Source organism: Nocardioides sp. Root1257 (assembly GCF_001425175.1).
Classification (GTDB): Bacteria; Actinomycetota; Actinomycetes; order Propionibacteriales; family Nocardioidaceae; genus Nocardioides.
In genome coordinates this window covers 195,556-216,316 of sequence record NZ_LMDV01000011.1, presented here as the reverse complement: position 1 = coordinate 216,316, position 20,761 = coordinate 195,556, and the positions used below count along the sequence as shown (strand labels likewise).

Genomic DNA, 20,761 nt, shown 5'->3' with positions numbered 1-20,761 from the left:
ACACGCCGTACGGGGTTTGGCGGCCAGCCGGTGAAACCCGCACGACACGCCGTACCCACCCGGCGCGTCGTGCCGGATTCGGCGGCCAGCCGGTGAAACCCGCAGCCGGCGAGTCGGACTTTTCCTCAGCGAGGCCCGGTGAAACGAGCGTTTTAACGCTCGCGTTACGTCGGCCGCGAAGTCCGGCAACGTGGCGCTCCTACGTTCGGGCCGTCTCGGACACCCGTGATCCGCCGTACCTAGGAGAAGCCCCATGACCTTGTCGTTCCGGTCGCGCCGGTTGTCGCGCAAGGGTGCCCGACGCACCGCGCTCCAGCTCACCGCCGTCCTCGCCGTCGCCACGCTGTCCCTCGCAGCGTGCGGGTCCGACTCCGAGGGCTCGTCGTCCGACGGCACCTCCCCCAGCGCCGGAGCCGAGGGCGGGGACTACGGCGACGTCAGCGTCCAGCTGTCCTGGATCAAGAACTCCGAGTTCGCCGGCGAGTTCATCGCCGACTCGAAGGGCTACTACTCCGACGCCGGCTTCTCCTCGGTCAACCTGCTCGCCGGGCCGGTCGCCCAGGAGGAGATCGTGGCCACGGGCAAGGCGGAGTTCGGGCTGAGCAACGCGGTCTCCACCGCGGCCGCCGTCGCCAACTCGGGCTTCCCGCTGAAGATCGTCGGCGCGACGTACCAGAAGAACCCGTTCAGCATCCTGTCGCTCGCCGACAAGGGCAACATCGCGACGCCCGCAGACCTGTGTGGCAAGAAGATCGGCGTCCAGGACCCGAACCTCAGCCTGTTCAACGCCTTCCTCAAGGCCAACGACATCGACCCGGGCTGCCTGACGATCGTGCCGAACTCGTTCGACATCTCGCCCCTGGAGGACAAGCAGATCGACGGCCTCGTCGCCTACCTCACCAACGAGTCGCTGCTGGTGAAGGGCGACGGCTTCGACACCGTCGACCTGCCGTTCGCCGACAACGGGCTGCCGTTCGTCGCCGAGACCGTGATCACGACCGACGACATGATCAAGAACAACCCCGACGAGGTGAAGGCGTTCCTCAAGGCCGAGATCCAGGGCTGGACCGACGCCTGCAACGGAGACACGGGCTACGAGGAGGGCGCCAAGCTCGCCGTCGACGACTACGGCAAGGACATCGACCCGCCGCTCGAGCTCGACAAGGAGATCGAGCAGTCCAAGCAGCAGTGCGAGCTGCTCGTCCAGAGCGACGAGACCAAGGCCAACGGCCTGTTCACGATGAGCCCCGAGATGATCGACGCCAACATCGCCTCGATCAAGGAGGCCGGCATCGACATCACCGCCGACGACCTCTTCGACAGCTCCCTCGTCGACGAGGTGTACGCCGACAACCCGGACCTCAAGGGCTGAGGCTCGACGGCAGGCTTCGAGAAGCGCGACTCGTGACCGACGCACCAAGGCCGGCCGGAGGCAAGCACGCCCTCAAGGGCGAGCTCGCCTCCGGCACCGGCATCCACATCCAGGACCTGACCAAGACCTTCTCCTCAGGTCGGCGGCAGGTCACCGCCCTCCAGGACGCCACGCTCCACACCGACCGCGGGAGCTTCCTGTCGCTGCTCGGCCCGTCCGGGTGCGGCAAGTCCACGATCCTGCGCATCCTCGCGGGCCTGGAGACCGCCACCAGCGGCCGGGCGCTGGTCGACGGCAAGACCCCGGCCGAGCTGCGTCGCGACCACGAGCTCGGGATCGCCTTCCAGGACTCCGCGCTGCTGCCGTGGCGCAGCGTCGAGTCCAACATCCGCCTGCCGTTCCAGGTCTCGGGAGAGAAGGCCGACGACGCGCTGGTCCGGGAGCTGATCAAGCTCGTCGGTCTCGAGGGCTTCGAGAAGTCGCGACCCGCCCAGCTCTCGGGCGGCATGCGGCAGCGCGTCTCGATCGCCCGCGCCCTGGTCGTGAAGCCCAGCGTGCTGCTGCTCGACGAGCCTTTCGGCGCGCTCGACGACATGACCCGCCAGCGCCTCAACCTGGAGCTGCTGCGGATCTGGACCGAGAAGCCGGCGACCACGCTGATGGTGACCCACGGCATCGCGGAGGCGATCTTCCTCTCCGACCAGGTCGCCGTGATGAGCCCGCGTCCGGGTCGGGTCAAGGAGGTCATCGCCGTCGACCTGCCCCGCCCGCGCACCCCGGAGATGATGCGCACGCCGGAGTTCCACGCCCTGCACGACCACGCCTCCGAGCTGCTCTTCGGCTCCGACGGCGCCGCGATGGGCGACTGATGGCGGCCCGGCTGCGCCGCCTGGTCCCGGGTGCCCTCGGGATCGTGTCGGTCCTCGCGCTGTGGTGGGTCCTGGCCGAGCTGTTCTTCACGCCCAAGCAGGTCCCGCCGCCCCCGGACGTCCTGGCCGTCTTCCGCGACCGCGGCTTCGACTACTACCGCGAGATCTTCTCGGTGACCCTCCGGGAGGCCGCCACGGGCTACGCCTGGGGCGTCAGCATCGCGCTCGTGCTGGCCGTGCTGGTGCTGCTGCTGCCCTTCCTCGAGCCCGTGGTCATGCAGTTCGCGGTGATCACCTACTGCCTGCCGATCGTGGTGCTCGCGCCGATCCTGATCGTCGCCCACGAGATCCCGGTCAAGGGCGGCACGTCCCCCACCGCCATCGACCTGGCCGCGATCTCGGTCATCTTCACCACGGTGGTCGGTGCGGTGCTCGGCTTCCGCAACGTCGACCAGGCGAGCCTCGACGTCGTCGAGGTGTACGGCGGCGGGCGGGTCCAGCAGCTCCGCCGGGTGCGCCTCGTGTCCGCCCTGCCCGCGCTCTTCGCCACCTTGCAGATCGCGGCGCCGGCGGCGTACCTCGGCGCGCTCCTGGGCGAGTGGTTCGACAAGCACCTCGAGATCGGCGTCGGTCCGTCGCTCTACCTGGCCCAGAACAACCGCGAGACGGCGCTGGCCTGGTCGCTCGGGCTCGGCTGCGCGCTGGTGTCAGGCCTGGCCTACCTCGCGATCGGCTGGATCGGGAAGAGCATCACCCCTTGGGCGAAGGGGACCGCGCCGTGACCGCGCTCAAGGCGGTCGGGCGCCCGGTCTTCAACCTGCTCTTCGTCCTGGTCTGTCTCGTGATCGCCTGGCAGGTGCTGCTGAACGTCGGCGGCGTCAACGAGCTCGTCGCGCGTACGCCGGAGCAGGTCCTCACCTGGCTCTTCAACGACGACTCCGCTCGCGAGAACCGGTCGGCGGTGCTCCACCCCCTCGGGCAGACCCTGATCGACGCCGGGATCGGCTTCGCCGCCGGGCTGCTCGCCGCGACGGCGGTCGCGACCGCGACGTACCTCTGGAAGGGCGTCGAGGCGGCGACCATGCCGGTGGCCATGATCGTGCGGACCGTGCCGCTGGTCGCGCTCGCACCGATCATCACGCTCGTGGTCGGCAACGGCTTCTGGACGGTTGCCGCGATGAGCGGGATCGTCGTCTTCTTCCCGGCGCTGGTGACGATCTCCTTCGGGCTCCGCTCGGTGACCCAGCAGATGGTCGACGTCGTGCACGTGTACGGCGGCTCCGAGTCCGCCGTGCTGCGCCGCGTGGCGTTCCCGCACGCCCTGCCGAGCTTCTTCGCCGCGATCCGGATCTCGGTGCCGGGCGCGGTGACGGGCGCGCTGATCGCGGAGTTCTACACGACGCCGGACAGCGTCGGGAAGGCCGTCAACCAGGCCCTCGCGCTCTACCAGTACGACACCGTCTGGGCGCTGCTGGTCGTCACGACGCTCGCCTCGATCCTGCTCTACATGGTCGCGCAGCTGCTCGAGCGGCTGGTGCTCACCCGCTACGGGCACGTCGCCGGCTGAGGGTGCTGCTCCCTACGGCGGGCCGGCGAGCGCCTGGGCCGCGCGGGCGAGGTCGTCGACGCCGCGGGCGAGCTCGTCGGACGGGTCGGTGGCGAGGTCGAGGTGGAAGCCGTAGAGGGCCGAGTCGACGAGCGTGACGATCCGGCGGGCGCGCCGGGCAGGGGCACCGCTGCGGACCAGGTAGGCACGCAGCGCGGCGGACCAGCGCTCGTTGCTGGCCTGGGCCTCGCTCAGGTAGGGCTCGCTCCCGAACAGCCCCGTCGCGGCGGCCTGCACGTACACGTCCATGCAGCGGTTGAGCGGCTCGACGTCGTACGCCGCCCAGAGCCGGTTGACGGCGGTCCGGACGTTCGGCGCCGCCGGCAGCGCGTCGACGGCCACGACGCTGCGCTCGCCCGCACGGGCGACGACGGCGGAGACCAGGCCGTCGCGGCTGCCGAAGTGATAGATCAGCATCCGGTCGCTGGTGCCGATGGCGGCCGCGACCGGGCGCAGCGTCAGGCCGACCAAACCGTGCTCCAGCACGTGGTCGGTGACCTGGTCCAGCAGGTCGTCGCGGCGGCTCACGCCCCTAGCGTAGCGAGTGCTACAGTTGTAGCAGTCGCTACATTCGAAAGGAACGACCATGCTCGCCGCGATCCTGCTCGCCGTCGCCATCGCCCTGGAGGTGACGTCGAGCGCCCTGCTGCCGAAGGCCGAGGGCTTCACGGACGTCCCCTGGACGATCGTGGTGATGGCCGGGTACGCCGCCGCGATCTGGCTGCTCACGATCATCGTGAAGACGGTCCCGGTGTCGGTCGCCTACGCCATCTGGGCGGGCACCGGCACCGCACTGGTCGCCGTCGTCGGCTACCTGTTCCTCGGCGAGTCGCTCGGCTGGGTCAAGGCCGCGTCCCTGGCGATGATCGTCGTCGGCGTGGTCGGCCTCAACCTCACCGGCGCGCACTGAGCGCCTCATACTGAGCGCCTCCCACGGAGCGCCTCAGACCGTCAGCGCGGCGGCCAGTCCGCTTCCAGCGCGACGTCCACCCGCGCGCCGCCGGCCCACTTGGCACGGTAGAGCGCGCGGTCGGCCGCCGCGGCGGCCCTCGTCGGCCCGCGCTCGTCCACGAGGGCGACCCCGACCGAGACCCCGACGCCGGGCCCCTTCTCGGCCCAGACCCTCACCAGGCCCTGCATGCGTTGCTCGGCGATCGACAGCGGGGTGCCGGCGAACACCACGAGGAACTCGTCCCCGCCGTACCGCCCGACGAAGTCAACGTCGCGGACGCTGGCCCGCAGCAGCGCTCCGAAGGTCCGTAGCGCCCGGTCGCCGGCCGGGTGCCCGTGCGTGTCGTTCAGGCTCTTGAAGCCGTCGAGGTCCAGCAGGCACACGACGTCCCCGGAGCTGGCCGCGGCGAGCCTCGTGTCGGTCTCGCCACGGTCGGCCAGCCCGGTGAGCGCGTCGGTGCGCGCCCGGGCCTCCTGCCTCAGATCGTGGTCGCACCGCGCCGCCGCGGCACGCGCGTCCTCCAGCAGGAGAGGGAGCTGCTCCACCAGGAGCTCCCGAGCCGAGTCATCCCCGTTCACGGGGACCACCACCACCGCTTCGCCGACGCCGAGCGACACATCGTCCGGGAGGGCGGCCGGACCAGCGTCGCGGACCTCGACGATCCGGCCACCGAGGTCGCGGAGCGCGTCGTGCAGCGCGGCTGCCGCTTCCGTCCGGGTGGTCACGCGGAGCAGCCTGCGGGCCGCGATCAACGCGACGGCATCACCGACCGTGCCTGCGCGCTCCTCGTTGTCCGTCATCGCACCCCCACTGTCACATCCCTCGGGTGACAGCATGCCTCGTGGCGTGCCGGTCCCGCGAGGCTGCCGGAGGCATCGCGCCACCTACGGACCCGGATGGACGTGGCGGTCTATACACCTGCCTCGCTCCGGCACGCGGACCGCGTCAGGCGTTTTCCCCGATTTGGGCACGACATCGACCCGTCATCCCTAGGGTGTCTCTGGGCCCGGGCCCACAGGATCCCGGCACGAGGGGTGATCCGATGCGCGCACCTGACCCGAGCGCCGCAACGTCGACGCCTCCGAGCAGTGACTCGGGTGTCGTCGAGACCGACGTCCCTGCGGCGTGCGTCGACATAGACGGACGCTTCACCGAGGTCAACAGCGGGCTCTGCCGTCTCGTCGGCCTCTCGACCGACGAGCTGGTCGGCACGCACCTGAACGCGCTCGCCGACTACCCGACCGACGTCCGACGGGGACGGCGCGCGCTCGTCTCGGCCGCCGCCGGCACACCGTGCGGCGGCTTCACCCAGCACTGGACCCTCGAGGACCGGACGTCACGCCGGGTGCGTCTGGTGTGGACGCTGAACCGCGACGCCCACGGCGCGCCGGCCTCGCTCAACGTCTTCTGCCTCGACGAGGCCCGTCCGTCCGCGGGCGAGCGGTTCTGGGAGGCGCTGCTCACCGAGTCCGCCGACATCACCTGGACCGCCGACGCCGACGGCGTGCTGACGACGGCGACCGCCGGGGTCGAGCACCAGACGGGCCTGTCCGCCGCCGAGCTGGTCGGTACGCCGTTGCTGGACCTGGCCCACCCGGACGACCAGGACGTCCTGCGCGAGGCGTGGGACCGCCTGCTCCGCGGCACGGGCCGCGAGGTCGTCGAGTACCGGTTGACCCATCCCGCGCACGGCTGGCGGCTCGTCCGGCAGGTACTGACCGACCACCGCGGCAACCCCGACGTGCGGGCGGTCGTCGGCAACGCGGTCGACGTGCACGAGCTGCGCCGGCTGGAGGCGGCACTCGGCGAGGCGACGACGCTCGGACGGGCGCAGTTCCAGCTGTCGCCCGTGCCGCAGGTCCAGTGGGATGCCAGGGGTCGGGTGACCGACGTCAACACGGCGTTCTGCGAGCTCGTGGGATGGTCCGCCGCGTCGCTCGTCGGCCGGCCGACGGAGGACCTCCTGCACAGCTCCGCCCCCGGGTACGGCGGTGCCTTCGACGGACTGCTCCCTCTCGACGGCGCGGGCGTCGCCGACCAGGTGCTGACCGGTCCGGACGGGCAGCCGGTGCCGGTCGCAGTCACCGGCACCGTGCTCTACGACGAGGACGGCAACCAGACCGGCGTCTTCGCCTCGGTCCAGGACGTCAGCGGCGTGCGCCGGCTGGCCCGCCGCCGCGAACGACAGGAGAGCTTCTTCCTCTCCCTGGCCCAGCGGGCCGGCGACCTGTCGATGGTCACGGACGCGACCGGGCTGGTCCTCTACATCTCTCCGGCGCTGACCGATCTCGTCGACTGGCGGGTGGAGGACCTGATCGAGCTCGCCGGGACCGATCGGGTCCACGCGGACGACAAGCAGGCCGCCCTCGACGCGTTCGACCGGGTGGTGGAGGCGAGCATCACGGAGACCGTCGCGCTGCGCATCCGGGGCGTGGACGACCGGTGGCGGTGGACGGAGGCGACGGCGACGAACCTGCTCGACACCGCCGTGGGGGGCGTCCTCTGGAACCTGCGCGACATCGACGACCGGGTGCGTGCCGAGGCCGCGCTCCGCGCCTCGGAGGCGAGGTACCGCGCGATCGCCGACAACGCCGAGGAGGGGTTGGCGGTCTTCGGGCCGGACGGTCGCATGGTCTACGCCAACCACCGGCTGCTCGAGATCCTCGGGGCCGAGGCGGGGGCGCTCCCCCGGCTCTCGCTGCACGAGCTGCTGCCACCCATGCACGTGGTGGGACTGGACGGACCGGCCTCGTCCGAGCGGCACCCCGAGCGCTACGAGGTCGACTACCGACACCCGGACGGGCGCCGGCGGACGTTGCGCGTCTCCGCAGCCCCTCTCGACGACATCGGCGGCAACGTCGAGGGCTCGCTCGCCATGATCTCCGACGTCACGGACGCACGGCTGCTCGAGCAGCAGCTCCGCCGCGCGGCCCTGCACGACACGCTGACCGGCCTCCCCAACCGTGCGCTGCTCTTCGACCGCCTGGAGCACGCCCTGGTCCGCGGGGCCGACGCCACGGCCGTCCTGTTCGTCGACCTGGACCTGTTCAAGAGCGTCAACGACGGGTGGGGACACGCCGTCGGCGACGAGCTGCTCGTCCTGGTGGCCGGACGCCTGGTCGCTGCCGCCCGCCCGGGAGACACGGTCGGCCGGTTCGCCGGGGACCAGTTCCTGGTCGTCTGCGAGGACGTGGACGAGGCGGCGGCCCGGCAGCTCGCAGCCGACCTGCTGACCGCGCTCGACGGCCCCTACGACGTCTCGGAGGGCCAGGTACCCCTGACCGTGTCGATCGGCGTCGCGACCTCGCCGACGCCGTCGGCGGAGGAGCTGGTCCACCGCACGGACGCCGCGATGCACGCAGCCAAGGCGGCCGGGCGCCACCGGGTCCGCTTCTTCGACGCCAGCCTCGCCGACACCGACGACCACCACCTCGGTGCGGACCTGCGTCGGGCCCTCGAGCGTGACGAGCTCCGCCTCCACCACCAGCCGGTCGTCGACCTCGGCACCGGTCGGGTGCTCGGCACCGAGGCACTGGCCCGGTGGCACCACCCCGTGCACGGTGACGTCGCGCCCAGCCGGTTCGTCGCGCTCGCCGAGCACCTCGGCCTGGTGCCCGAGCTCGACCGATGGGCGTTGCGCCGGGCGCTCGCCGACGCGCGTTCGCTGCGCGAGGACGGAGCCATGGCACCCTCGGCGTACGTCGCGGTGAACATGTCCGTCTACACGCTCGGCGACCCGGACGTCGACAGCTGGATCGCCGACGCCGTCGAGGCGGCAGGGTTCGCACCCACCGAGGTCCTCCTCGAGGTCACCGAGAGCGCGATCATGGCGGACGCACCGACCGCGGTCGGGGTGCTGACCCGGCTGCGCGAGCGCGGGTTCGCGATCGCCGTCGACGACTTCGGGACCGGCCACAGCTCGCTCGCGTACCTCCACCACCTTCCCGTGACGGTGCTGAAGATCGACCGCAGCTTCGTGACGGACGTCGTCTCGGACCCGAGCGCGCTCGCCATCGCGGCGTCGATCGTGGAGCTCGCGCGGGCCGTGGGCCTGAGCGTCGTCGCGGAGGGCGTCGAGACCCAGGAGCAGGCCGACCTGCTGCGCGGTCTGGGCTGCGACGCGGCCCAGGGCTGGCTGTGGAGTCGCGCGGTCTCGCCGGACGAGGCCCGGACGACCGGCGCCCTCACGTCCGGCTACTGACCGGGGCCCGGTCCGCCGACCTCACGGCTGCGCGACGGTCGTCGCGCCCCCACCGGCCCGCTTCGAGCGGTACATCGCGGCGTCGGCCTCCTGGACCAGCTGCTCGACGGGGAACGGCGGTGAGACGGCGACCCCGACGCTCGCGTCGATCCCCACGTGCTCGTGCCCCAGGTCGAACGGCCGCTTGAGGGTCGCCTGGACCCGAGCCGCCACGACCGAGGTGCTCGCGTCGTCGACGTCCTCGCAGACCACGACGAACTCGTCGCCGCCCATCCGGCCGACCGTGTCGGTCGTCCGCACCGCCGCCACGAGGCGACCCGCGACCTGGCGGAGCAGCTCGTCGCCGGCCTCGTGGCCGTGGGTGTCGTTGACCGGCTTGAACCCGTCGAGGTCGATGAAGAGGACCGCGGTCCCCCCGCTGTCGGCGCGCTGCTGACGCGCAGCGGCCATCTCGAGGCGATCGCGGACCAGATAGCGGTTGGGCAGCCCGGTGAGCGAGTCGTAGAGGGCGCGCTGACGCAGGTCGCGCTCCGAGAGACGGGTCTCGGTCACGTCGGTGACGGTCAGCAACGATCCCAGGCCGGCCCCGTCCTCGCCCAGCGGGCTGCTGGTGACGGCCAGGATCCGATCGAGACCTTCCGGGTGCGCGTACACGATCTCCTGGCGTGCCTGCACGCCGACCGCCCGGTCGCCCCCGCCGAGCAGCGCCGGCAGGTCCAGGCCGTAGAGCTCGTCGGAGGAACGGCCCAGGATGCGGGTGGTGGCGACGTTCACGTAGCGGGTGGCACCGTCCTCGCCGATGACCGCGATGCCCTCCTCCGAGGTCTCGACCATCGCCCGGTGCAGCGCCGCGGACAGGTGCGCCTCCTCCTGCGTGCGGATCTGGTCGGTCACGTCGTGGAGCCTCGCCACCAGGCCACGGAGGTCGGGATCGCCGAGGCAGTTGGACAGGGTGACCTCGATCGACCGCCACCGGCCGTCGGCGTCGCGCAGGCGGGTCGTCAGGCGCTCGACGTGCTGCGGGTCGGCCAGGAGCCGGTGCGCCGCCTCACCGACGGCGACCCGGTCGTCCGGGTGGACGATGCGACCGCTCCCCCGCGGGAACAGGTCGGCGGCCGCCAGGCCGAGCAGTGCCGTCGCGGCCGGCGTCGCGTGCCGGATCGCCAGGTCGTACCCCAGGATCAGCACGGACTCCCGGTCCCGCGCCAGGCGACGAGACCGTCGCGAGTGCAGCTCGGCCGTGGCGTCGCGGACGATGGCCGTCGCCCCGGTCACCTCACCGCCGGTGGACAGCTTCGCCGCCAGGTCGACGAAGGCCTCGAACGCGTCCCCGTCGCGACGCACCGCGACGTCCACGACGGTCGTCCCGGCCGCTCCCGCCCGCAGCAGCCAGGCCCGGCCGGCCCGGTCGAGTGCCCTCCCCAGCTGGGGCGCGACGACGGAGACGTGCCGACCCGACAGCTCCGCCGGCGGCCAGCCCAGGACGTCGAGCGAGGTCGGCGCGACCCAGACGATGGTTCCCTCGAGGTCGAGCGAGAGACAGCAGCCCGTGCGTGACGAGCCGACCGGTCGGGACGCTTCCCGGACGGCTGACGGCTCGTCCTCGGGCCTCACCCCAGACCCACCACTCGCAGGTACCCGTCCCACAGCGGGGCGCCCGCGAACAGGCCGACGGCCGCGCCGCTGAGCAGGAACGGCCCGTGCGGGACCCTGGCCCCGCGCTGGTGGCGGCCCGAGGCGATGAGCAGCACCCCGACGACCGCGCCGATCACGAAGCCCATGACGAGGCCGACGACGCTGGTGCCCCAGCCGAGCCAGCCGAGCGCGAGGCCCAGCACCGGGGCGAGGGCGACGTCGCCGAGACCCATCCCCCGCCCGGCCGTGAAGAACCAGATCCCGCCGTACACCGCCAGCCAGATCGCGGTGGACAGGAGTGCCGTCGGCACGGCCGCCGGACCACGCACCACGACGTCGACGACGAGCGCCAGCACGGTGCCGACCGCCGCGGCCCCGGTGACCGCGAACGGCAGCCTCAGGTGGTCGAGGTCGATCATGAACAGGGCGACGCCGGCCGCCATCACGACCAGGGCGGCCGCCGTGTACGGCGACGAGCCGAAGCGCCACGCCGTCAGGGCGAACAGCAGTCCCGTCGCGAGCTCCACCATCGGGTAGCGCAGGGAGATCGGGGCGTCGCAGTCGCGGCAGGAGCCGCCCAGCAGCAGCCAGGACAGCACCGGGACGTTGTCACGCGGCCGGACCGGGTGAGCGCAGGCCGGGCACGCGGACCCGGGCGACACCAACGACAGGCCGGCCGGGACCCGGTGGACGACGACGTTCAGGAACGAGCCGATCAGCAGGCCCAGCAGCCCGAGCAGTACCGGCAGGAAGGCCGGCGGCAGGGCGCTCGTCGCGGCGACGTACCCGGTCATGCTCCTGCGTCCGCGGACTCGAAGGCACGCCAGAGGCTCTCCATCTCGGCGGAGCCGACCAGGGCGATCAGCTCGCGGCGCAGCGTCGCGAAGGGACTCCGCCCCGCGCCGTCGCTCGCCACCTCGGTCGGCCGCAGGCCGCGGGCGAGCTCCCACCTCAGGTCGACCGACGCCATCTGGGCGTCCCCTGCGTGCGCGGCGGCGGCGATCAGGTAGGCCTCGAACGTGGCGACGTCGGCCTGGTGCGACATCCGGTCCGCGGCGGTGAGCTCGCCCTCCACGTCCATCACCTCGCCGACGTGCAGGCAGTCCGTGGCCACCTGACGCAGCTCCGACACCAGCTCCCCGACGGTGAGGTCGCCCAGCCGTTCGCGCACGGGAGCCTCCCGCGCCCGCTCGGGGTCCGTCACCGCGTCGGGCTCGCACGCGTCGAGGTGGTCGAGCGACGGGAGCTGCTCCCTGAGCATCTCGTGCACGGACTCGTCGAACGTCAGGATCATGGCGCGACGGGCTTCCTCGACCACGGCGCGCGGCAGCACCTCGCCGCTGACCCCCGCCGCGAGCGCCTCCAGGGCCCGGGCCACGGACTCACCGACGTCGGCGAGCTGGGCGACCGGGTCCGGCACCTCGGCGAGACCGTGCTCCCAGAGCAGCTCCTCGAGCACGTAGACGTCGGCCGTCCACGACGCCAGCTGCGAGCGGCGTACGTCGCCCTCGGCGGCGTACCGGCTCGCGAGTCGCACGAGCTGTGCCGGCACGCTCAGGCGCTCGGCCGCGTCGTTGGTCCGGTGGTGTTCGGTGACGGTGGTCATGGTCCGACTCCCTCCGGGATCAGCGGGGCTTGCGCGAGAGACCGCGCCGCCGGCCGGGGATCTCCGAAGCGGCGGGCGGGGGCACGGGCAGGACCGCCTCCGCGAGCTGGTACGCCGCGAGGCCGCCGTCCGGGTCCGGCTCGACCGCCTCCGGGTACAGCGCCGTGAGCACGGCCTGGGCCGGAGCCGACACGGCGCCGTAGCCGGCGCCGGACACGTCGCCGGACACGTCGCCGGAGAGGTCGGGCGCCTCGACCGGCGCAGCCACGGGGTGCGCGGCCAGCCCGGCGAAGACGTCCGCAGCGGGAGCCGGCGCTACCGGCGCCGCACCCGCCGCCGACCCGAGCTCGAGCTCCTCGCGACGGTGGCTGGGGTTCGTCGAGCCCTCCTGGTGCGCACGCGCCGACAGCTCCCTGGTCATCGGAAGGATCGGGCGCTCCATCTGGTTCGGGACGCCCAGTCGCTCGACGGCGGCGGCGACCCGGGCCAGGGTGCGGCGGGGGTTCTCGTCCTCGCTGGTGTGGGCGGCGAGGCCGCGCACGACGAGCGAGACCTGGCGCAGGTAGGCCTCCGACTGCTGGGCCGCGACCTCCTCGACCCGGGCGAGGGCAGCGGTCGGGTGGTCGGCCGCCTGCTGCTGGACCACCTGCTCGAGCTCCCGCAGCTGCTCACGCAGGGCCCGCAGCTCCGCCTGGTCCCCGGTCCCGGCACCGGGCTCGACGCCCTCGGCCTCGACCGGTGGGGCCGCGACGTCGTCACGACGGGCGCGGCGGCGGAGCCCGCGGCGCCGGGCGACGACCGGTGCGGCGGTCTCTGCCGGCGCCTCGACCTCCGCCTCGACCTCCGCCTCGACCTCCGCCTCGACCTCCGCCTCGACCTCCGCTGCGACCTCCGCCGCGACCTCCACCGGGACGTCGGGCTCGACCTGCACCGGAGCCTCCGGCTCCGGCTCGACCACGACCTCGGCCTGGGCCTCTGCCTTTGCCTCGACCACGGCCGCGGCCTCGGGTGTCGCGGCGGCCTCCGCCGTCGCACCGCGAGACCGTCGGCGCCCGACGGCTCGGACGAGGAGGAGCAGCGCCAGGAGGGCTACCAGCCCCAGAAGCAACATGGTCTGCGTGGTGGGTTCCATGGTCAACACTCCTCGCTCACTGCTGTGCGGTCGTGACGTCGTCATCGGATGGATCGGCGACCGGGGGCATCACGAACATGCGCCCCGTGATCGACGTGGTGAAGGTGCCGGTGCTGTCGTCGCCCGACCCGGCCAGGTCGACGGACGTGATCAGGTAGGCACGCGCCAGGTGCTCGAGGTTCTCGAGCAGCCGCTGGGTCTGGTCGTAGGTGCCGGTGACCGAGACGGAGACGTCCTGGGTCGCCAGGGTTCCGGTCCCGGCCGCCGGTGGATCGGCGGTGACGCCGTCAGTGCCGGCGCCGATCACGGGCGGCGTCGGCGCCAGGGTGGTCACACCCTGCGGACCGATGCCGGCGTCCACCGCGGCCGCCGTGACCTGCTCGAACAGGCCCGGCTGGTCGGCGGTCGGCGGGAACTTGGTCGCGAGCTCCGCAGCGACGACACGCGTCCTCCTCAGCTCGGTCTTCTGCTGCTGGAGCTGGCCGAGCTGCTGCAGGAGCAGCGTGTTCTGCTCGCGTGTGGAGTCGACCTGGACGCGCGTGTCCGACAGGGCACTGGTCTCCGGTCCGACCACGAAGGTCCAGCCGAGGGCGACCAGGGCGAGCAGGCACAGGGTGCCGACGACCTTGCTGGTGGTGGGGCTGCCGAGGTCCATCAGGACTCTCCTCCCGTGGCGGCGGACGCCTGGTCCGCGCCGTCGTCGGACGTCCCCGATTCCGGGGTGTCGCTCGTCTGGGCGGCCGGGACCGTGCCGTAGCGGTGGCTGTAGACCTTCTCCGAGAGGCCGACGGAGCCACTGAACGCCACGGTCTGGGCGTCGCCGGTCGTCGTCGTCGAGATGAACGGCTCGACGAAGAGGCCCATGCTGCCGAGCCTCGTCACGAGCTCACCGACCTCGGCACGCGACACCGCCGTACCGGACAGCGTCACGCACCCGACGACCGCCTCGGTCTGGAACGGGTCGGGTCCGGGGCACACCGAGGCACCCGCGTCTCCGGCAGCGGCGGAGGAGCCCGCGGCGTCCGCCGCCAGGGTCACGGCGATCGACTGGAGGGTCGTGCCGATCGGGCTGGCGCCGCGGATCCCCGACAGGACCCGCGAGAAGTAGATCTCCTGGCCCATGGTCGCGGCCACGGTCTGCTTCTGGCCGTCGACGCCGGCCACGAAGGTCTTGATGTCCGTCAGCTCCTTGGCCTCGCCACTGAGCCGGTCGGTCTCGGCCTTCTCGACGGTCACGAGCTTCTTCGCGTCGTTGACCCGCTGGTGCTGGACGAACCAGCCCGCGCCGACGAGCAGGGCGAGCGCCACGCCGCCGGCGACGAATCGGGTGCGGAGCCGGCGGACCGCGATCCGGTCCAGGTCCGACTGCGAGAGCAGGTTGACGCGGGGCAGGCCCGGGCGCGGGTGGCTGCCCCCACGGCGGCCCATCATCGTGCCGCTCCTGCGCAGAGGCCGGCCGCGACGGTGAGGGCCGACTCGTCCGCGCGCGTCAGCCTCGAGGTGCGGGATCCCTTCAGGGACGGCTTGACGTCGAAGTGGCTGACCGGCTTGCCGAGGCGGTCCTCGAGCAGCTCGCGGAAGCCCCCGAGCTGCGCCGCACCTCCCGACAGCACGACCCGGGCGACCTCGGCGCGGCTCGGGTCGTTGGTCGCGGCCTCGGCTGCCGATGCCCTGAAGAAGTCGAGTGTGGTGCCGATCTCCCCGACGAGGGCGGTCGCCGACTCGACGACGACCTTCTGTGCGGGGTGCTCGAACCCATCGGTGGGGCCTGTCGTCGCCATGCGCTGCGAGTCGTCGAGCGTCGCGTGCCCCGGCAGCCCGACGAACAGCTTCGTGCGCTCTGCGTCGTCCCAGCTCCACCCGAACGCCTGCTGGACCGCCTGCGTGATCGAACCGCCGCCCATGCCCGGGATGATGCGGACGTAGCGCGGCACGCCTCCGCTGTGGACGACGACCGTCACGACATCGGCGCCGATGTCGACGATCGCCTCCGTTTCCGACGTGGGGCTCAGGCCGCCGGGCGTCCGGGCCCGCACCAGCGCGAAGGGCATCAGGTCGACGGCGGTCGTACGCAGGCCGGCGCGGCGGACCGCCTCGACGAACGGGTCGACGACCTCGCGGGCCGCGGCCACCAGCACGATCCGGACCATCCGTTGCGGGTCCTTGCCGTCCTCACCCAGCTCGAGCTCCTCGATCAGGTGGTAGTCGAGGTTGGCGTCGTCGACCGGCATCGGCAGCGCGTCCTGCACCTGGTAGCGCAGCGCCTGGCGGAAGTCGGCGGGAGGCATCCAGTCGAGGACCATCTGCCGCACCATCACGGCCGAGTTCGCCACCCCGAGCCGGACGTCCTTGCAGCCGAACTTGCCGATCGACCACAGCTCGCGCAGGGCCGCTGTCAGCGCCTCGCCGTCGAGGACGACGCCCGCACGGACGACGTCGGGGCCGAGCGGTACGGCGGCGAAGCGGCGCAGGGATGCGCGGCGCCGGCCCGGAACGAGCTCGGCTGCGCGGACACCGGTGCTACCGATGTCGAGACCGACCAGGGTGCGTGCCATGGAGTCCTCGCGGTGCCTAGAGAGTGAGGGGTTCACAGGGATCTTCGGTGCCGGCGGAGCCCGACTTGACGGGCACGACGGGATTTCCTGGAGCCCGCCCCGAGCACATACCGGCGCTGGATGACATCGACCGCGTTCCGCCACACGACCGAGTGGGGCCGTGGTACACAAACCCGTGTCGACTGCGAGACGGGGAGGCACGGCGTTGACACTTCAGATCGCTCCATTCCTTCAGGCCGTGGTGGTCAACAACGGGTCGGACCTCCACATCAAGGTCGGCGCGCCGCCGAAGATCCGGATCTCGGGCGACCTGGTCCCCCTCGAGGTGGACCCGCTCACCGTCGACGGCATCGAGGCGATGATCCGCGAGACCATGCCTCCCGGGGTCCGCGCGACCTTCGACGAGACCAACGAGGCCGACTACGCGCTGTCGGTGCCCGGCATCGGGAGGTTCCGCGTCAACGCCTTCCGGGCCCGGGGCGCGGCCGCGTGCGTGCTCCGGCTGGTCCGCATGGAGCCGATGTCGCTGGACGACCTCGGCCTGCCCGACGTCATCCGCAGGCTGGCGCTCGAGCCCCGCGGCCTGGTCATCGTGACCGGCCCGACCGGGTCCGGGAAGAGCACGACCCTGTCGGCGATGGTGGACGCGATCAACGAGGCGCGTCCTGTCCACATCCTCACCATCGAGGACCCGATCGAGGTCGTGCACCACGACAAGCTCGCCAGCGTCACCCAGCGCGAGCTCGGCACCGACACCGCTGACTGGACGGTCGCCGTACGAGCAGCGATGCGTCAGGACCCCGACGTGATCCTGATCGGGGAGATGCGTGACGCCGAGACCGTGCGGGCCTGCCTCTCGGCCGCCGAGACCGGCCACCTCGTGATGTCGACCCTGCACACCACCGACGCGAAGGAGACGGTCAACCGGCTGATCGACTTCTTCCCGCCGCACGAGCAGAAGCAGGTACGGCTCGGGCTGGCGACGACGCTGCGCGGGATCGTCTGCCAGCGACTCGTGCCGCGCGCGGACGGTGAGGGCAGGGCGGTGGCGATGGAGATCGCGGTCAACAACTCCCGCCTCACCGAGGCCGTCGCCGACCCCGACAAGACCGACACGATCGAGGACATCATCGCCGCGAGCGGCTTCGACGGCACCCAGACCTTCGACCAGCACCTGGTGCGCATGGTGCTCGACCGCACGGTGTCGATCGCCGACGCCAAGCTGCACAGCTCCAACACCCACGACATGTCGGTCATGCTCAAGCGCGCGGGCATCGACCCCGGCTTGGTCGACCAGGCGGGATGACGAGACCATGAGCCCAGCTGAGGAAGCAACGCCCCGCCGCCGCACGCTCGTGTCGACCGTGCCGTCCGAGGAGCTCGCCGGCCTCGACCTCGACCAGCTGCGTGCCTACCGGCACGAGCTCGAGGCCGAGGAGGACCGGGTGTCCTACTGGCGGCGCCTGGTGCACGCGCGGATCGACGTGCTGGAGGCCGAGTCGGGCACCGGCCAGCCCCTCGCCATGGACGATCTCGTCCGTGCGCTCGGGGACACCGGGTCCGGACGCACCCGCCGCGCGCTGGTCCGCTTCCGGGCTGCCGACCCGTTGCCGGACCTGCCGATCCTCAGCGAGATGTGGGTGGTCGAGGTCGACCCCCACGACGCTGCCCAGGTGGAGGACGCCCTCGGGCGGCTCCGCACCGCCGAGCAGCAGCTGACGACGTACCGGCGGGCGCTGCACGGCCACATCGACGAGGCCACTCGGGAGCTCATCCTGCGCTACCGGGAGAACCCTCTCGCCGCGCTGTCAGTGATCCCACAGGAGTGATCATGAAGTCCCAGACCGATCAGCAGACAGTCAGCGCCCTCCTCTCGGCCGGGCTCGTCACGACCGCCGACCTCGACGAGGCCGACCGGCTCGCGACCGGGGAGTCGCGCAACGTCCTCGAGGTCCTCCTCGACAACGGCGTCGTCGAGCGCGGCGACATGCTCCGCACGGCGGCGTCGAGCGCCGGGCTCGAGTACGTCGACCTGACCGAGTACGCCGTCGACATGAGCGCGGCCGCGCTGCTGCCGGCCGAGTTCGTGCGGCACGCCAGCGTGCTGCCCCTGCGGCTGGAGCACGGCGAGCTGGTGGTGGCCGTGACGGTCCGCCAGGCCGGCAACATCGAGCTCAAGGACGACCTCAGCCGGATGGCCAACCGTCGGGTGCGCTTCGCCATCGCGAACCGCGGCGACATCGACCTGAAGCTCAACCAGGTCTACCGCGCCGAGGGCGAGCTCAACGACCTCTCCCACGACCTCACCGCGGACGAGGAGTCCGCGGACCTGTCCGGGCTCACGGAGGTCTCGGACGAGGCGCCGGTCGTGCGCTTCGTGAACCTGCTCATCAGCCAGGCGATCGCGGACCGCGCCTCCGACATCCACATCGAGCCGACCGAGCGCGACCTCCGCGTCCGCTACCGCATCGACGGTGTGCTGAAAGATGCGCACCACTCCCCCAAGAACATCCAGAACGGCGTGGTCTCCCGCTTCAAGATCATGGCCGACATGAACATCGCCGAACGCCGGGTCCCCCAGGACGGCCGGCTCTCGGTCAACCACGACGGGCGCCGGATCGACCTGCGGGTCGCGACGCTCCCGACCGTCTGGGGCGAGAAGGTCGTGGCGCGCATCCTGGACAACAGCAACACCCAGCTCGCGCTGCCCGACCTCGGCTTCAGCGAGGACAACCTGCGACGCTTCGAGGAGTCGTACACCAAGCCCTACGGCATGATCCTCGCGACCGGCCCGACCGGCTCCGGCAAGTCGACCACGCTGTACGCGACCCTCAACCAGCTCAACCGACCCGACGTCAACGTCATCACCGTCGAGGACCCGGTGGAGTACCGGCTGGCCGGGATCAACCAGGTGCAGGTGAACGTGAAGGCGGGACTGACGTTCGCCTCCGCGCTCCGCTCGATCCTGCGCTCCGACCCGGACATCGTCCTGATCGGCGAGATCCGGGACCACGAGACCGCCCAGATCGCCGTGGAGGCCGCCCTGACGGGCCACCTGGTGCTCTCCACGCTGCACACCAACGACGCGCCGTCGGCGGCGACGCGCCTGGTCGAGATGGGCATCGAGCCGTTCCTGGTCGGCTCGGCACTGGACGTCGTGGTCGCGCAGCGGCTGTGCCGCTCGCTGTGCGAGCGCTGCAAGGAGGAGTACCGCCCGGAGCCCGCCGACCTCCTGCGGGTCGACTACCCCTGGTCGGACGGTGAGCCCTTGCCCGTGCTCTACCGCCCCGTGGGCTGCTCGACGTGCTCGCAGACGGGCTACCGCGGGCGGCTCGCGCTGCACGAGGTGATGACCGTCAGCGAGGAGATCGCCCGGCTCACCGTCGCCCGGGCGGCCACCGACGAGATCACCCGGAGCGCGGTGCAGCAGGGTATGTCGGAGCTCAAGCAGGACGGCTGGCTGAAGGTCGCGCAGGGCCGGACGTCGATCGCGGAGGTCCTGCGCGTCGTCGTCTGACGGGCACGGACTCAAGTCACGGCGCTGAGCCACCGATCACCTAGGTGGCCCATCCCTTGACTGGCAGCTCGGAGGAGCATCCGTGAACGACGTCCTCAGGAACGGCTTCGGCCTGACCCTCGGCACGATGCCGGAGCCCCCGCAGCCCGCCGCGCCGGCCGCACCGCTGGTCGCGGCACCGGCGTACCCGGAGTACCCGACGGCTCCGAGCAACCTCATCATCGACGAGCTGCTGATCTCGGTGCTGCGGCTCAACGGCTCGGACCTCCACCTCACGTCGGGCGCTCCCCCGACCGTCCGGATCCGCGGCGACATGGAGCGGCTGCCGGGCTACCCGGAGCTGACCGGTGAGCAGCTGCGCCGCACGCTCTACAACGTGATGACCGAGCGGCAGCGCAAGGTCTTCGAGGAGGAGCTCGAGCTCGACTTCGCGTACGCCGTGCCGGGTCACGCGCGGTTCCGCGTCAACGTGTTCCAGCAGCGGGAGGACATCGGGGCCGTGATGCGGGTGATCCCGTGGGAGATCGTCCCCCTCGAGGACCTCGGCATGCCCGAGGTGCTCGGCACCTTCGCCGACCTGCCGCGAGGCCTGGTGCTGGTCACCGGCCCGACCGGCTCGGGCAAGTCGACGACGCTCGCCGCGATCATCGACAAGATCAACCAGTCCCGGCGCGGGCACATCATCACCATCGAGGACCCGATCGAGTTCCTCCACGAGCACCGCGGGTGCCTCGTCAACCAGCGCGAGGTGGGCGCCGACACCCACGGGTTCCGCGCGGCCCTCAAACACGCCCTGCGGCAGGACCCCGACGTGATCCTGGTCGGCGAGCTCCGCGACCTCGACACGATCTCGGTCGCGCTCACGGCCGCGGAGACCGGCCACCTGGTGCTGGCCACCCTGCACACGCAGTCGGCCCAGGACACCATCACCCGTGTCGTGGACGTCTTCCCGTCCGAGCAGCAGCAGCAGGTCCGCACCCAGCTGGCCGCGACGCTGCAGGGCGTCGTCTGCCAGACCCTCGTGAAGACCGCGGACGGACAGGGCCGGACGGCGGCCGTCGAGGTCATGGTCTGCAACACCGGCATCCGCGCCATGATCCGCGACAACAAGCTGCAGCAGATCCAGGGCTCCCTGCAGGCCGGCGCACGCGACGGCATGCAGACCCTGAACGCACACCTCGCGGCGCTCGTGAAGGCGGGCCGGATCACCTATGCGGCGGGCGCCGAGGCGTGCACCAACCGGGCCGACTTCGAGACGCTCGCCGGACCGGGCCACACCCGCGCCGTCGCGTCCTGGCAGTGACCACCACCCACCA

Annotated in this window: 19 protein-coding genes; 10 read left to right on the top strand and 9 right to left on the bottom strand. The window is 71.9% G+C overall.

Features of this window, described 5'->3' with window-relative positions; all coding sequences use genetic code 11:
• Positions 1-253: 253 nt before the first annotated feature.
• Genes ASC77_RS21475 through ASC77_RS21460 form a run of 4 tightly spaced genes read left to right on the top strand, consistent with a single transcriptional unit; the run spans position 254 to position 3,808 of the window.
• Positions 254-1,372 carry an ABC transporter substrate-binding protein gene (locus tag ASC77_RS21475; RefSeq protein WP_056157673.1) on the top strand — a complete coding sequence of 373 codons (1,119 nt, stop codon included), beginning with the start codon at positions 254-256 and terminating at the stop codon, positions 1,370-1,372.
• A 32-nt stretch (positions 1,373-1,404) separates the two neighbouring features.
• Complete coding sequence (locus ASC77_RS21470) at positions 1,405-2,241, top strand: ABC transporter ATP-binding protein (RefSeq protein WP_056157670.1); 837 nt, start codon at positions 1,405-1,407, stop codon at positions 2,239-2,241.
• Positions 2,241-3,023 (top strand): ABC transporter permease, encoded by a 783-nt coding sequence (locus ASC77_RS21465; RefSeq protein WP_056157667.1) that lies wholly within the window; start codon positions 2,241-2,243, stop codon positions 3,021-3,023. Before ASC77_RS21470 ends, ASC77_RS21465 begins: the two co-directional genes overlap by 1 nt.
• Positions 3,020-3,808, top strand: a complete 789-nt coding sequence (locus ASC77_RS21460) for an ABC transporter permease (protein WP_056157664.1) — start codon at positions 3,020-3,022, stop codon at positions 3,806-3,808. The genes ASC77_RS21465 and ASC77_RS21460 overlap by 4 nt, the downstream gene beginning before the upstream one ends.
• Positions 3,809-3,820: 12 nt before the next feature.
• Here the strand turns inward: ASC77_RS21460 and ASC77_RS21455 are convergent, their stop codons facing one another.
• On the bottom strand, positions 3,821-4,375 hold the full coding sequence (locus tag ASC77_RS21455) for a TetR/AcrR family transcriptional regulator (protein ID WP_056157661.1): 555 nt from the start codon (positions 4,373-4,375) through the stop codon (positions 3,821-3,823).
• 58 nt (positions 4,376-4,433) lie between these two features.
• On the opposite strand from ASC77_RS21455, the gene ASC77_RS21450 reads away from it, so the two are divergent.
• A complete protein-coding gene (locus ASC77_RS21450) occupies positions 4,434-4,757 on the top strand; it encodes a DMT family transporter (RefSeq protein ID WP_056157657.1) in 324 nt (107 codons plus the stop codon).
• A 41-nt stretch (positions 4,758-4,798) separates the two neighbouring features.
• Here the strand turns inward: ASC77_RS21450 and ASC77_RS21445 are convergent, their stop codons facing one another.
• Positions 4,799-5,599, bottom strand: a complete 801-nt coding sequence (locus tag ASC77_RS21445; protein WP_056157654.1) for a sensor domain-containing diguanylate cyclase — start codon at positions 5,597-5,599, stop codon at positions 4,799-4,801.
• Positions 5,600-5,841: 242 nt separating this feature from the next.
• On the opposite strand from ASC77_RS21445, the gene ASC77_RS21440 reads away from it, so the two are divergent.
• Positions 5,842-9,000 carry an EAL domain-containing protein gene (locus ASC77_RS21440; RefSeq protein WP_056157651.1) on the top strand — a complete coding sequence of 1,053 codons (3,159 nt, stop codon included), beginning with the start codon at positions 5,842-5,844 and terminating at the stop codon, positions 8,998-9,000.
• A gap of 21 nt (positions 9,001-9,021) precedes the next feature.
• Here ASC77_RS21440 and ASC77_RS21435 read toward each other — a convergent pair whose 3' ends face one another.
• From ASC77_RS21435 to pilM, 7 genes are read right to left on the bottom strand one after another with little or no spacing between them, the layout of a single operon-like run.
• The gene (locus ASC77_RS21435; protein ID WP_056157648.1) at positions 9,022-10,614 is read right to left on the bottom strand and encodes a diguanylate cyclase domain-containing protein; all 1,593 of its coding nucleotides are present in this window, start codon (positions 10,612-10,614) and stop codon (positions 9,022-9,024) included.
• Positions 10,611-11,429, bottom strand: coding sequence for a prepilin peptidase (locus ASC77_RS21430; RefSeq protein WP_056157645.1), 819 nt, complete (start codon positions 11,427-11,429; stop codon positions 10,611-10,613). The genes ASC77_RS21435 and ASC77_RS21430 overlap by 4 nt, the downstream gene beginning before the upstream one ends.
• Positions 11,426-12,241, bottom strand: coding sequence for a hypothetical protein (locus ASC77_RS21425; RefSeq protein WP_056157642.1), 816 nt, complete (start codon positions 12,239-12,241; stop codon positions 11,426-11,428). Before ASC77_RS21425 ends, ASC77_RS21430 begins: the two co-directional genes overlap by 4 nt.
• A gap of 19 nt (positions 12,242-12,260) precedes the next feature.
• Positions 12,261-13,373, bottom strand: a complete 1,113-nt coding sequence (locus tag ASC77_RS21420; protein ID WP_056157639.1) for a hypothetical protein — start codon at positions 13,371-13,373, stop codon at positions 12,261-12,263.
• 16 nt (positions 13,374-13,389) lie between these two features.
• A complete protein-coding gene (locus ASC77_RS21415; protein WP_056157636.1) occupies positions 13,390-14,028 on the bottom strand; it encodes a hypothetical protein in 639 nt (212 codons plus the stop codon).
• On the bottom strand, positions 14,028-14,804 hold the full coding sequence (locus tag ASC77_RS21410) for a hypothetical protein (RefSeq protein ID WP_156391224.1): 777 nt from the start codon (positions 14,802-14,804) through the stop codon (positions 14,028-14,030). The genes ASC77_RS21415 and ASC77_RS21410 overlap by 1 nt, the downstream gene beginning before the upstream one ends.
• The gene (gene pilM, locus ASC77_RS21405; protein WP_056157631.1) at positions 14,801-15,928 is read right to left on the bottom strand and encodes a type IV pilus assembly protein PilM; all 1,128 of its coding nucleotides are present in this window, start codon (positions 15,926-15,928) and stop codon (positions 14,801-14,803) included. Before pilM ends, ASC77_RS21410 begins: the two co-directional genes overlap by 4 nt.
• A gap of 160 nt (positions 15,929-16,088) precedes the next feature.
• Here pilM and ASC77_RS21400 point away from each other — a divergent pair, with 160 nt between their 5' ends.
• From ASC77_RS21400 to ASC77_RS21385, 4 genes are all read left to right on the top strand, one after another.
• Positions 16,089-17,234: a PilT/PilU family type 4a pilus ATPase gene (locus ASC77_RS21400; protein ID WP_321163715.1), complete on the top strand. Its 1,146-nt coding sequence runs from the start codon at positions 16,089-16,091 to the stop codon at positions 17,232-17,234.
• A 7-nt stretch (positions 17,235-17,241) separates the two neighbouring features.
• Entirely contained in the window at positions 17,242-17,757 is a 516-nt protein-coding gene (locus ASC77_RS21395; protein ID WP_056157626.1) for a hypothetical protein, read from the top strand.
• 2 nt (positions 17,758-17,759) lie between these two features.
• A complete protein-coding gene (locus ASC77_RS21390) occupies positions 17,760-19,445 on the top strand; it encodes a GspE/PulE family protein (protein ID WP_056157621.1) in 1,686 nt (561 codons plus the stop codon).
• Between the two features lie 82 nt (positions 19,446-19,527).
• Positions 19,528-20,748, top strand: a complete 1,221-nt coding sequence (locus ASC77_RS21385) for a type IV pilus twitching motility protein PilT (protein ID WP_235547884.1) — start codon at positions 19,528-19,530, stop codon at positions 20,746-20,748.
• Positions 20,749-20,761 lie beyond the last annotated feature (13 nt).

Excerpts from the sequence above, each read along its gene's own strand:
- ASC77_RS21475 (WP_056157673.1), top strand. The coding sequence starts at position 254 with ATGACCTTGTCGTTCCGGTCGCGCCGGTTGTCGCGCAAGGGTGCCCGA.
- ASC77_RS21465 (WP_056157667.1), top strand. The coding sequence starts at position 2,241 with ATGGCGGCCCGGCTGCGCCGCCTGGTCCCGGGTGCCCTCGGGATCGTG.
- ASC77_RS21450 (WP_056157657.1), top strand. The coding sequence starts at position 4,434 with ATGCTCGCCGCGATCCTGCTCGCCGTCGCCATCGCCCTGGAGGTGACG.
- ASC77_RS21445 (WP_056157654.1), bottom strand. The coding sequence starts at position 5,599 with ATGACGGACAACGAGGAGCGCGCAGGCACGGTCGGTGATGCCGTCGCG.
- ASC77_RS21440 (WP_056157651.1), top strand. The coding sequence starts at position 5,842 with ATGCGCGCACCTGACCCGAGCGCCGCAACGTCGACGCCTCCGAGCAGT.
- ASC77_RS21430 (WP_056157645.1), bottom strand. The coding sequence starts at position 11,429 with ATGACCGGGTACGTCGCCGCGACGAGCGCCCTGCCGCCGGCCTTCCTG.
- ASC77_RS21425 (WP_056157642.1), bottom strand. The coding sequence starts at position 12,241 with ATGACCACCGTCACCGAACACCACCGGACCAACGACGCGGCCGAGCGC.
- ASC77_RS21420 (WP_056157639.1), bottom strand. The coding sequence starts at position 13,373 with ATGGAACCCACCACGCAGACCATGTTGCTTCTGGGGCTGGTAGCCCTC.
- ASC77_RS21415 (WP_056157636.1), bottom strand. The coding sequence starts at position 14,028 with ATGGACCTCGGCAGCCCCACCACCAGCAAGGTCGTCGGCACCCTGTGC.
- ASC77_RS21410 (WP_156391224.1), bottom strand. The coding sequence starts at position 14,804 with ATGATGGGCCGCCGTGGGGGCAGCCACCCGCGCCCGGGCCTGCCCCGC.
- pilM (WP_056157631.1), bottom strand. The coding sequence starts at position 15,928 with ATGGCACGCACCCTGGTCGGTCTCGACATCGGTAGCACCGGTGTCCGC.
- ASC77_RS21395 (WP_056157626.1), top strand. The coding sequence starts at position 17,242 with ATGAGCCCAGCTGAGGAAGCAACGCCCCGCCGCCGCACGCTCGTGTCG.
- ASC77_RS21390 (WP_056157621.1), top strand. The coding sequence starts at position 17,760 with ATGAAGTCCCAGACCGATCAGCAGACAGTCAGCGCCCTCCTCTCGGCC.